The organism is Catenuloplanes nepalensis, from assembly GCF_030811575.1.
GTDB classification, from domain to species: domain Bacteria; phylum Actinomycetota; class Actinomycetes; order Mycobacteriales; family Micromonosporaceae; genus Catenuloplanes; species Catenuloplanes nepalensis.
This window is the reverse complement of sequence record NZ_JAUSRA010000001.1, coordinates 1,664,908-1,676,592: the sequence shown is the minus strand read 5'-3', so window position 1 is coordinate 1,676,592 and position 11,685 is coordinate 1,664,908. Positions and strand designations below refer to the sequence as shown.

Genomic DNA, 11,685 nt, shown 5'->3' with positions numbered 1-11,685 from the left:
TCGGTCGATGTCCTCGATCTACGACGTGACCACGTGGGAATCGCTGATCCAGCTGATGCGAGCCGGCAACGGCGCGGACGGCCCGGTAGGGGGCCACGTCAGCTCAGGAGGATGGAGCGTTCCGGGGCCTCACCGCGACTGGAACACCGAATACGCGGCTGTCCACCGCGTATGCGACGCCCTGACCAACGACGGCCTGGAGAATATCTCCTTCGTGCTGGACAGGTCGTCGCTGCACCTGATCGACACTGGTCCCGCCGTGGACGGCCTCGGCACCAACGCGGGGTCGCTCCTGCTGGTCGAGGGTGCGGTGGCGGAGCCTTGGCGTCGCCTGCCCTCGCCGACGCCCGGGGCTGCGGTGTCCCCGTCAGCCGATCCAGCGTTGCTGGAGCGGCAGCTCGTCGGCGGGTTTGCGGGGCGTGGGCAGCACCGCGGGATCGGCGGGGCTGCTCGGTGTGCGGGCAACGCGTCCGTAGCGGCCGACCATCAGGCGTTTCCGAACACGTCGGCCAGGTCCTGCGGGTCGTAGTGCCAGCCGTCCAGCGGCTGCGGAGCCACCTTGGGGCGGGTGTAGTGCTCGTGGACCTTCGCGATCACCTCGTCCGGCTGCGGGCGCAGGTAGGCGCCCGTCGTGGTGATCCATCGGTGCCGCATCACCTGCTGGACATCGACCAAGCTGACCTGCGGATCGGCGATCAGCCGCAGACACAGCGTGTGCCGCAGGTCGTGCCAGCTGATGTTCGCGCCGATCCGTCATTGACCCGGTTCAGCAGGGCTCGCAGCGCGGTGCAGGTCAACGGCCGCCACGGGCGCCGCCGGGTCCACCACAACGGCTCATCCGGCCCCGGTCGTAGGCCTTCGTCGGCCATCTCGCCCAGGTAAAGCGCGAGCCAGCCGAACGCCTCGGGCGAGGCGGGGCACGCCTGCTTGATCCCGCCCAGGCCCTTGGTCTGCACCCAGATCCGCCCATCACCAGGGTGCGCGTCGGCGACCGTCATCCCGAGTATCTCCGCGGCCCGGGCGCCGCTGGACAGGAACATGCTGACCAGCGCCCGGTCCCGGTGGCAGCCCAACGAGGTGAACACGTCGTCGATCACGTCGTCCGGCACCGCCCGTGGCAGCCGGTCCGGCTGCTTCTGCCGGTAGGCACCGCGCCGGTGCTGCCGGAACGGGTCCATCGGATTGTGGTGTGCGTCCAGCCGGCCGCCGGTGCGTGACTGCGGCGGCACGGGCGAAACCATCGGCCCGGACCCGCACGAACGGTGAAACTCGTAGAACGCCGCCAGCACCGACAACGCGTGATTGATCGTGGCCGGCGCGTACCCGGCCCGCAGATGAGCCTTGCCGGTCCGCGCGTTCACCGAACCCGGCAACGGCGCGCCCGCGCGGCGACGCTCCCGCGCCGGGTTCACGCTCGAGCGCAACCAGAGCTCGAAGTCCCGCACCTCTGCCCGGCTCGCCCGCTCCCAGCCGATCTCGACCGCGGCGAGGAACCGGAACCAGCGCAGCAAGTCGAACGCGTACGACCGGCACGACGACGCGCTCGACCCGGACGCCAGCAGCTCCTTCAAGAACGCATCGGCCGCATCGATCTGGGTGCCCGCCCCGTCGAGTACCACCCAGGGCAGCACCGGATCCGAGGTCTGAGTCACCCGCCCAGCCCTGGACACCACCAAGGAAGCCAGATCATGCCCTGCTGGTGCCGAGTTTTGCTTCACGCGCTGCCTCCTCGAAGATCGACCTTCCGGGAGGCAGGGTTCTCCGGCTACGCGGCTAACCCCAAATCCGACACGCCGTTAGTGCGGTCAATAGGTCGGTGCACCGTCTTGCCGGAGAACGACAGCCGCAGCGAGAACAAACATGCAGGTCACCGGCTCACCCCGCAGGCTGATCACGACCTCACCAAAGTCGACCTCGGCTTCCTCGCCCGGCCGGTGTGTCTGCGGGAGGAACACGTTGACCGGGCCGCGGCCGGCCTCGGCCCGGATCTTCGGCTTGCGTTCAGCGACGTAACCGCGGACCACCTGGTAGGAGACAGCCTGCATGCCGTGTTCGTCGATCAGCCGGTCATAGATCCGCTTCGTGGTATGTCGCTGCTTGCGCGGCGCATCCAAATCGGCTCGCAGGATGTCGTCGATGATGCTCTTGAACGGATCCAGCACCGACGGTCGTGGCGGTAACGGCTTGCGTTCGCGAGGCCATGCCGACGCCAGCGCGTCGCTGACCGTGTGCCGGCTGACCCGGTACTTGGTCGCGATGGCACGTCCGGACACGCCGGCCCGCGAGTCCCTGCGGATCGCCGCGAACAGTTCGACCTTCGACATCCGCGGCATCGGCGGACCTCCGTCCCGACCCCACCGATGCTCCCACCGCCGCCGATGGCGCCGAAACTGACTGACATCGAATACACCCGCTCGAGGCGGCGCTCGAAGTCAGCGACAAATCCCAGGTCAGAACGCTGCTGAGCTATGCATTGCCAGAGGTTTGGCGGAGCGTGAAAGGCGGCGCGGTCTCATCCAGAGGCTCCACGCTACCGCCCGGCTCGGCGGCATATGCATGGCCATTCTGCACGTACAAGTTCAGCCAAGGGTGCAGCGACAGCTCCTCGCGCGCCTGACCGATCCACCCCTGCGTCAGCGACCAACGCGCCAACCAGGCCGGGACCACAGATATCAACTCATACATGGCATCGTCGACAACGAACGCCCGCACGAACAACCCGAACGAGACCGACCGGTTCGAATACGGCTGCTGAGCGGTCAACGACCGAACGCCGCCGCCCGGCAGAGCATCGTCCAGCTCCGTCACCATGCAAGGCCAGTCGATCTCAAGCTCAGGATCTTTAGGCAACTGCTCAACGAGACCGAGGTGGAAGCGGAGCTCATCCAGGAACGATGCGGGCGCGTCCGGCCGCAGACGCAGCGAAAGCGTCCACTCGTAATGCAAGCTCATCGGCCTCCCTCCGTCCAACGCTCAACTTGATCCACTGACGTGCATCGCCAATGTAGCTCCCGAGCAGGCCCAAGATCCTCAGCGACCGATCATGCTGGTAAGCGACGGCCAATCCGGGTGGCGCTGAAACTGAGCGACATAAAGTCGGCCGTGATCTGGGGGGCGCTGGAAATCAGCGATATCCGGCGCTCGAAGTGACCGACAAAGCCACTTCTCCGCAGGTAAGTGAATACGGGCTTCGCATACCACGCTCTGGGGCCGCCGACGGAGCGCTCCGTGCCATTGCATTCGAAACCGGCCTCGCGCCTCTGGACGTTCGACGATGCCGGTAGAGTCGCGTGGGCGGCGAGCGGTCGATTAGCTGGTCGCGAAGGCTTGGAGGATGATTCCTCCGACCTTGGCAGGGAGGCTTGGGTTTCGGGCGAGTTCCCACAGGACCTCGTGATCCGGGTGGGATGCGAGCCTGATGAGCGTGTCAGGCGGCGTCGCCGGATTGCCGGCGACGGCCGGGACCGCGTGTGGGTGCCTGAGACAGGCTTCCAGGGCCGCCGGTGGCGCCGACTCGTGTACCGCGACGTCGAGGATCGTGCCAGCTGAGCTGGCCGAGTCCATCGCGATGGTGAGCAGCAGGTCGGGCGGGCAGGACGGATGACCGGCGACATACGGGAAGACGACTGAACCGTGACGCGTTGCGAGCGCCTTGACCTGTGCGGCGGGCACGGCGTAGTACTGGCTGGCTCGGCATGCGACCTCGACGTCCGAGTCGTCGATCAGGGCCGCGCGGACATCGGCCGGGAGCTTGTGACTTGCGGCGGCGACGTACCTGACCTGCGGATCGATGTCTCGGGCCATCGCGAGCAACCCGTCGAGGTCCGGGTTGTTCCAGGTGCGGGGCGAGCCGCCCTCGCGTCTGTGTCTCACCAGCAGGTCCAGCGGTGTGCGTGGATTCGCCAGGACGTAATCTCGCCATCGGCCGGCCTCGACGTCGTAGAGCTCGCGTAGCAGATCGGGAGGGACCGCCCAGTTCATCGCGACACGGGCAGTCACGGCGTAGTCGTGGAGGGACAGAAGACGCTGGTAGGTGTTGTCGCGTAGGTCTGATCGACCCGCCAGCTCCAACGCCAGCAGGGGATCGGGCCGGACCGCCAACAGCTCGACCGTGGCCGTGGGAGCGGAGGGATTCCCGGCGACCGCCAACTCGATCTCCCTTGTGGCTGCCGCGATGTCGGGCTGGTGCGGGCACGGCACGGTCCCGGGCTCGCTCCCATCACCGATCAGACCGGCCAGAATGGCGCTCGGCGTGTTCGTGTTCGATGCCAGGGCGATTCGGACACAGGCCTCGGCGCGTCCCGACAGGCGCGTCGCCAGATCTTCGGGAAGTTCCCGGAGACGAGTTGCCTTGGATGCCACCGAGCAGTTCTCGTCGCCGGCCACGAGACGCGCGATGTCCGGCCGTTCGGAGGCGTGTTCACCCAGAGCCACACGTATGGCGACGTCCGGCCAGCCGGCAAGCCTGTATAGCAGGTCGTCGGGGGCGTCGGCACGATCGACGGCGGCGAGGATCGCCCACGGATCGTCGCGCGGGATGCGTTCCGCTGCGAGGTTGCCTGACTCGATCAACGCCACCAGGATGTCACGCCGACCGCTACCGGCAAGCCGGTCGACCTGACCGGCGTCAAGATGCTGCTCCCGCGCGACCTCCCGCGACAGTTCCGGGTCACCGATCGCCAAGAGAGCGTCGATGTGCTCTGCCGTCAGCGTACGGTTCCCGGCCAGGGCGAGCAGGATCGACGGCACGGACACGACACTCCCGGGAAGGTTAGGGTCGCCGGAGTGCGGGACCTCGTGATGCGCACGCGGCGGCGTACACCGGCAAGAAGGTACAGCGGGAGGTTCCACGGGTGGTGCACCAGACGGCCCGAACGCCCGTCCTTCGGCAGGCGGAAGCACGCCGGTCGTCTGGTGGCGCTGCCAAATCATCGTGTTCGCGCCGACGCATGGGACAACCTCGACGACGCCGTCAATGAAATAGCCGGCGTGTTGAGCTTCTACTGCAACTTCCTGAGACTCACCGGCTGGCTGAACACACGACGCGTGACAGGCCGCCCGGACTACCAGCGCGAATCGCGGCAGATCCGTACATCGCACTCGGGAAAGCCGACGTTGCTTGACATTCGTCATAATTCCTACGGGCCGTCTCGCGAAAGTCGTCGGAGGTGTTGATGCGAGTGGATGGAAAGCCCGATCAGGTGATTCTTACCCTCAGCGGCGTAGAGGTCGAACGTCTCTCCGCCGTCCTGGGCGAGGCGACATTGGCACTGTCTCGAGCCGAGTTCTACATTCGGACTGGTTGTTCGGCACCGAACGTCCTGGAACTCGTTCGGCAGCTCGCCCTGGTGGTCGGAGGCACCTCACATGGCTTTGAACTTCCACTACTGCAGGGCGTGGAAAACGAAAAAACCCCGCGAAGGCCGCGTTAGGAACGCATTGCTCGGCAAACACGGGCAGCGAATGCCGCACCGTGACCGTCCCCAGCAGGTCAATCACGGAGTCACCACGACTCTTCGTCGCCTGCGATCGGTGCACCACACGCAGCGCGACGGCATGCCCGTACGCCAGCGCGCGCGTCGCGGCAGATGTGCTCACGTGATCCCGGCAACCCGGGAGTAGATCATGGCCGGCCTCGTCCGAAGTTCGACGACGCCGACGATTTGGCATGTCAGGACGTACGGATAGCCGATGCTGCCCTACGCGGCAGCGCGCTTCAATGCTTAGATGTTGATAAATTTAAAGCAGTTTGCGGCCGAGCGCTTGCCGCTCGTTGGTGTGGGCCTGTGGATAGTGCCGGTGATTGTGATGCTGACGGCCGGCACTTGGCGGTGCGCATTTCTGGTCGCTGTATCGGTTGCGGCAGTCGCGCTCGGCCAGATGCTCATGGCGTTAGCGCGCCGGGTGCGGGAGGCGCTCGCCGCCTCCGCGCAGCTCGGGTTCCAAAACGTCTGGTTCAACCCGATCGGCGTGGACGAATACGGCCATCACTACGATGTCTACACTGGTTATCTGCTCCTCGACCGAGTCGTGCGGCCGCACGGGCGACCGCTTAATGAGATACTTGCTGAGATCGTCGCACAGGCGCACGCCTGGACGCACGGCGTCAACGCCGAGGCGGCCAAGAAGGCAGGCCGAATGGCCTGGATCCGCACCATCGTCGGCGTGCTGCTCGGCGTCGTCGGCGGATACGCCGTCCGTGCGCTGACGGCCAGCTAACCTGATGGCGTGCTCGCTCGGTGGCCAACCACATGCGTGCTCGAGCCAGACGTAGGAGCGGTCGACCGTCCTGTATCGAATTTTGTCGACGTGCACTCTCATCGGCACGAGCGCGTGCCGACCGAGCCGACCCACGGTCACTAAGCGTGACTCCCCAGGAGTCGTCGCGCACGTTCGGCGGCAGATGCACGCGCGGCTACAGCCGAATTCGGGCCGGCGTGGGACGCGCCGCCGCCACGGTCGATCTTGACGTTGTAGTCCCGAATGGGTGGAGAAGCTGCTGCCTGTGGATGATCAGGCCGGGTTTGTCGCTGCAGACGGTGACAACCACCCACCAACAGGCGTGCGTGCTCCGCGGCATGTTGCCGCCCGCCGTCACCGCCTCCGCGGAGACGTCACTGGTGGGGGTTCGGGTTGCGTCCTCGTACGCTGGTTCCGCCCGACCAGCCGGCGCGACGTCTGGTAGTTCTCGTCGTGCCGCATCCGATCTCGTGCCTGATCGACGCTGGCAAGTCCCAGCGCGCGTCGTACAGTCAGCCGTGCACCGCGACCGGACCGACATGCATGCCCGTGCCGATGGCTACCGCGACCGCGGTTGGCCCGACGACACACCCGAGGACATGCTCCAGAGCTACTTCGCACTGCTCTGCAGCATGAACGATCTGGAACGGATGGTCGTCTGTGCCACCGACGGCGACCGTCACCACCGTCTGCGCGAGTACACCGGCGGCATCGGTGCCGCGCTGACCGAGATGACCGCCACGCAGCAGCTGCTGCTCGGCCGGCACCCCCTCGACCTCGGGCTGATCGCCAGGGTCGCGGTCCACCGGGAAGCGTTGCTCGCGAGCCGCCCGTACCTGCCGGCCGACATCCCGGCGATGTGGCTCCGGCTCGGCGACGTCGACCGCGCTGAGGCGATCATCCGGTCGGGTAGGCGGGCCGAATCGACCTCGACTGACCTGGCGAAGCTGGGTGCGGTCATGGCGGAGGTCGGCCGGCCGGACCGCGCGAAGGCCATGATCGCTGAGGCGGTCGCCGGGGCGTGGGCCATCACCGACCACACCCGCCGCCGCGACACCGTACTCCGGGTCGCTGCCTCCGCTGCCGGCCTCGCCGACCCGGCGGAGGTCGACGCGCTATTCGCGGAGGCGGAGCGCCTGTCCATCCTGGATCCGCAGCCAGTCTCCCAGATCTCCGGTCTCGGGCATGCGGCCCGCGTCGCGGCGGGCGCGGGCTGCCTGGGCCGGGCTCGGAGCATGATCCGTCGAGCCGTGACCTTGGTCGACGCCGTCCACGAGGCTGCTTCCCGACCGGGTGCCCTGTCCTCGATCGCGTTCGCCCTGGCGACCGCGGGCGATCTCGACGAGGCTGAGGCGATCGCCCGTGAGATCGAGCCGGCCGACGACTGGAACGCGCCTGTGGCCCTCTACTACGTCGCCCGTGCCGCCGCGCGGTCCGGCGAAACGGACCGTGCGGCGGCCCTCGCCACGCTGATCGACGGGTCCCTCGGAGATGAGGTCATGGCCGAGGTCGCGGGAGCGATCGCCGCCGGTGGGCACATGCGGCGAGCCGGGGAAATCGCCCGGTCGATCTCCACCGCCGGACAGCGCGCTCAGGGCCTCGCGAACGTGACCCACGCGCTGATCGGCTCGGGCGATCTTGAAGGCGCCACCGCGCTGCTCGACGAGGCGGTGACAGCCCTGGCCGCTCCCGGCCGGGCCGACGCCGCGATCAAGGACGTCGGGATCGCCCTTGCGCGGGTCGGGAACGCCGGCAGCGCGGTCGCGCTGATCCGCGCCCTGCCGCGTTCCCACGACCGGGCGGAGGCGCTCGCCGGTGTCGCGCGGGTCGTTGCGGATGCCGGCGACACCGGACACGTGACCGCGCTGATGTACGAGGCCGAACGCGCCGCGTGGACCGACGACAGCGTCGTCCCGTCGACCGACCGGGAAGTGTCGCTCGTCGCCCTGACCGAGGCGGTCGCCGCCGCCGGGGACCTCGACCGGTCGTTGAGCGTCGCCGAGCTGATCGTCATCAATGGGCGGCGGGAGCTGGCCGTCGCCAGAGCCATGCAAGCGGCGGCGGCGAACGGCGATCTAGCGCGGGCGGAGGCGGTGACCCGTGCCGCGCTCGGGCCGTACTGGCAGGCGCAAGTTCTCTCGTTGATCGCCGCCAACGACCCGCAGCGTGCCGGAGAACTGCTGCGAGATGCCGAACAGCAGGTCGGTACCGACGCTGATTCCCTGGTCGCCGTCGCCGACGCCTATGTGTCCGCCGGTGACACCGGCCGGGCCCGGGCGGTGCTCGACCGGATCGAAATCGACGCTTTGGCGATGGACGAGGAGCGCGTCGCGCTGGTCAGGGCGTTCTCGGCCGTCGGGGACCTCGACCGCGCCACGCGGCTGCTCACCACCTTCGAGGATGACCGGCCACGGATCCGGGCGCTGTCGGAGATTGCGCTCGCCGCCGTCAGAAACGGTGACCCACACCGCGCGGAACGCCTCGCCGATGAGATCACCGGCCTGGCCGTAGCGATCCAGGACCCATACTGGCCAGCTCAGGCGCATTTGATGGCAGCCGAGATCTACCAGCGGTGCGGTGCGGACGACCGGATGCACACGTCAGCCACGCTGGCGGAAGCCTTCGCCCATGGCATAGCCAACGACCATGCCCGTTCCAACGCGCTCGTGGACGTCGCCCGCTTCGCGATCGCGATCGGAAGACCGGATCACGCCGAGGCACTCAGCCGTGCGATCCCCGACCCCGGCCGGTCGGCACGTGTGCTGGTCCTCCTTGCGAACACGGCACCACCGGACCGGGCCCCACGCCTCATCGCTGAGGCGCTGTGCACAGGGCCATGGTCGGCGTATGTCGACCTATTGCCGCACCTCTACCCGCCCGTCGTCACGACGATCACCGATGAACTCCTTGCGACCGCCGCACCCCGGGACAGGACCACCCGGCGCCAATGAGCGCAGACTTCACCGCCGCCAGGCATCGAGCAACTTGGAACTTCCGGCTCGCGCCGCCTCGGCCGTCCGATACTTGATTAAGTGCGCTCTTCTCGGCACGAGGGTGAGTCGGGTCGTCCTGGACTCGCGTCACAGTGCGTTACGGATCCCCCTCGGCGGCCGCGCACGCTCGGCGGCATGACAGTAAGTCGCCTGGCGTTTCAGTCGATAGAGTCGCCGTATGATCGCTGGAATTCTCACGCCGGGGGCCGGTTACGGCCCGCAAGCGCCGCTATTCGACCTGGCCAGTGAGGCATTGGCCGACCGGAACGCGGCCGTGGAAATAATTACCTGGACAGTTCCCGAGGGCCTGCTGGAGATTGGACCTGAGCCCTTCGTCCAGGCACACGTAGGCGCCGCGCTGCACCGGCTTTCCAAGACTGCCCCGACCGCGACACCCATCCTCATCGCCAAGTCACTCGGCACGTACGCTGCCGCCCTTGCTGCTGAGCGGGAGTTGCCGGCGATTTGGTTGACGCCTCTCCTGCACATCACGCCCATTGCTGAGGCGATCATCCGCAACCCCGCACCAGCACTCCTAGTCGGCGGAACCGGCGACAAAAGCTGGCTCCCCGATGTGGCCGAGGCGACCGGCAAGACACTGGTCACTGTCGAGGGCGGCGATCACGGTTTACGTCCGCCGGGACCGCTCAAGGCGTATGCGGATGCTCTGGGAAATGTCGGCACCGCGATGGAGGCATTCCTGTCCGAGATTGCATAGAAACTCCGGTCGGCTCCACCCTGTGAGCCATTGTCGCAGCACTGACATCGGCATGACCGTGCGCCAGCGAGCCTGCTGCCGTCACCGGGCGTGGTGATCATTGTGCCGGCGCCGGCACGCACGGCGCACATGCGCTGCGTTCGTCAGTCGCTCCACTCGATTTCTTCCCAAGAGCAGTAGACGCATGGGGGATGGCCATCCAAGGGATCAGCCCGCGTCACGGCCAAATCGTGCCTGGGTAAACAGCAGGCGACACACCACGGTCCGCGAAAGCCCGCGAGTGGAGGTTCTACGCCCTGGTCGCTCATCCGCCCATTGTCGCCGACGCGGTTGCGGGCACTCGCTCATCGGCAAGATCGGGTACACGACCATCGGCAGATCCGGATGCCGCCTGCGTCGGCGCCCGGCTACACCGTGTGACTCCCCCAGGCGCGGCTGGCGCACGCGGACAGCGCCAGATAAGGACGCTCTTGGCGAGGGCGGACGGCTTGGCGCTCCGACCGAGTGCCTGATTCGGCCGCGCCAGCACTCGAAGGGGGCGTGGGTGCCGTCTATGACGAGCTTTGCCCGACAGTCGCCGCGAGACCGTTGATGGCTGGTATCGGCGTACCTCCCGCAGCCAGCGCACGTATCGCTCGATGTCGTCCCGGCGGGCGGCTAGCGGGTTGAGGTCCTGGTCGGTGCACCAGCGGAGGAAGGCGTGGAGGTCAGATTCGCGGAGCACGCGTGTCTGGCCGCGATACCGGCCGAGGAAGGCGGACGCTGCGGCCCGCAAGCACGATGAGGTGATCGGAAGCGTGGACAGCGGACATCGAGGTGGGAAGGCAGCCATACACCGCCTTGCTGCACCAACGATGATGAACGCCAGCACTCCTGGAGCGGAAGATCCGGATAGCGGCCCGGGGAACGACGAGGCTCCTCGGCGCTACCTGTCCAGGCCGACCGTCGCCTGCGTCGCAGGGAATGGCTGGCCCCGGTGAAACACGACCCGTAGCCCTTCACCGGAAGGATGCGGCGGCGTGTCACTGCCCCGGTAGTCTCGCCGCGTGAATCTGAAAGTGATCGAGGGCCGACTGACCGAGACACACATCGGAGCGGCCGTGGAGCGGCGCGCTTTCGGGGAGTTCGTCGGGCCCCGCGGTGAGCTCGCCTCGTATGCGTTTGGCTGGACGACGGAGTCCGAGCGCCACGTCGCCCGGCTCACCGTGGGGATCGGGGCCGGGAACCCCGGCGGCGCCAGCTTCCATGCGGTCGTCTTCGACAACGAGGGCGGCTATGCCTGCTCGCTCGTCGACGAGCCGTTCGAGCGCGTACCCGAAGGTGGCCCTGACCTCACCGCGAGCAAGGCCCGCGCGCATGAGGACCTGCCGTTCATCTGGTGGCTGGTGGACCGCGTCATGGAACGCGACCGGCGCGCGCATTGGATGAAGCACTGGCTGCTGGGCACTACCAGCATCCAGACCGGCGAGGTCTTCGCACGGACGGAGCCGATTCTGTACGTGAGTCACGACGCCGACGACGGATTGTGGCAACTCATCGGCGCGAGCGACGCCAACCCCGCTACGGGCAGGCTCAGCCACCTGCACCACGCCGTCGCACACGACCTCACGCTGCTCGACGTACTCGACCTCGAGCCCGGCGAGAGTGCCTCCCGGACCGGGCCGGAAGCTCCCTGGATCGGCAAGCCCTCCTGAAATCGGTGAAGCGGCGGCCGGGCGGATCACGGCGCATCGA

At 67.5% G+C, this 11,685-nt stretch carries 10 protein-coding genes; 5 read left to right on the top strand and 5 right to left on the bottom strand.

All coding sequences use genetic code 11. The features are described from left to right. Window positions 1–7 precede the first annotated feature (7 nt). A complete protein-coding gene (locus tag J2S43_RS06960) occupies window positions 8–529 on the top strand; it encodes a hypothetical protein (RefSeq protein ID WP_306827778.1) in 522 nt (173 codons plus the stop codon). Here J2S43_RS06960 and J2S43_RS06955 read toward each other — a convergent pair. From J2S43_RS06955 to J2S43_RS06935, 5 genes are all read right to left on the bottom strand, one after another. Continuing rightward, entirely contained in the window at window positions 487–654 is a 168-nt protein-coding gene (locus tag J2S43_RS06955) for a hypothetical protein (protein ID WP_306827777.1), read from the bottom strand. The genes J2S43_RS06960 and J2S43_RS06955 overlap by 43 nt on opposite strands. A gap of 41 nt (window positions 655–695) precedes the next feature. Beyond that, entirely contained in the window at window positions 696–1,652 is a 957-nt protein-coding gene (locus J2S43_RS06950) for a tyrosine-type recombinase/integrase (protein WP_306827776.1), read from the bottom strand. 153 nt (window positions 1,653–1,805) lie between these two features. Continuing rightward, entirely contained in the window at window positions 1,806–2,324 is a 519-nt protein-coding gene (locus J2S43_RS06945; RefSeq protein WP_306827775.1) for a hypothetical protein, read from the bottom strand. Between the two features lie 142 nt (window positions 2,325–2,466). Continuing rightward, window positions 2,467–2,952 (bottom strand): hypothetical protein, encoded by a 486-nt coding sequence (locus J2S43_RS06940; RefSeq protein ID WP_306827774.1) that lies wholly within the window; start codon window positions 2,950–2,952, stop codon window positions 2,467–2,469. A 357-nt stretch (window positions 2,953–3,309) separates the two neighbouring features. Continuing rightward, window positions 3,310–4,749, bottom strand: coding sequence for a hypothetical protein (locus tag J2S43_RS06935; RefSeq protein ID WP_306827773.1), 1,440 nt, complete (start codon window positions 4,747–4,749; stop codon window positions 3,310–3,312). 978 nt (window positions 4,750–5,727) lie between these two features. Here J2S43_RS06935 and J2S43_RS06930 point away from each other — a divergent pair. The 4 genes from J2S43_RS06930 (at window position 5,728) to J2S43_RS06915 (ending at window position 11,645) form a co-directional block, all read left to right on the top strand. Further along, window positions 5,728–6,219, top strand: a complete 492-nt coding sequence (locus J2S43_RS06930) for a hypothetical protein (RefSeq protein WP_306827772.1) — start codon at window positions 5,728–5,730, stop codon at window positions 6,217–6,219. Window positions 6,220–6,758: 539 nt separating this feature from the next. After that, window positions 6,759–9,191, top strand: a complete 2,433-nt coding sequence (locus J2S43_RS06925) for a tetratricopeptide repeat protein (RefSeq protein WP_306827771.1) — start codon at window positions 6,759–6,761, stop codon at window positions 9,189–9,191. Between the two features lie 220 nt (window positions 9,192–9,411). Further along, window positions 9,412–9,951, top strand: a complete 540-nt coding sequence (locus J2S43_RS06920; RefSeq protein WP_306827770.1) for an alpha/beta hydrolase — start codon at window positions 9,412–9,414, stop codon at window positions 9,949–9,951. Between the two features lie 1,046 nt (window positions 9,952–10,997). Further along, window positions 10,998–11,645 carry a hypothetical protein gene (locus J2S43_RS06915; protein ID WP_306827769.1) on the top strand — a complete coding sequence of 216 codons (648 nt, stop codon included), beginning with the start codon at window positions 10,998–11,000 and terminating at the stop codon, window positions 11,643–11,645. Window positions 11,646–11,685: the final 40 nt, after the last annotated feature.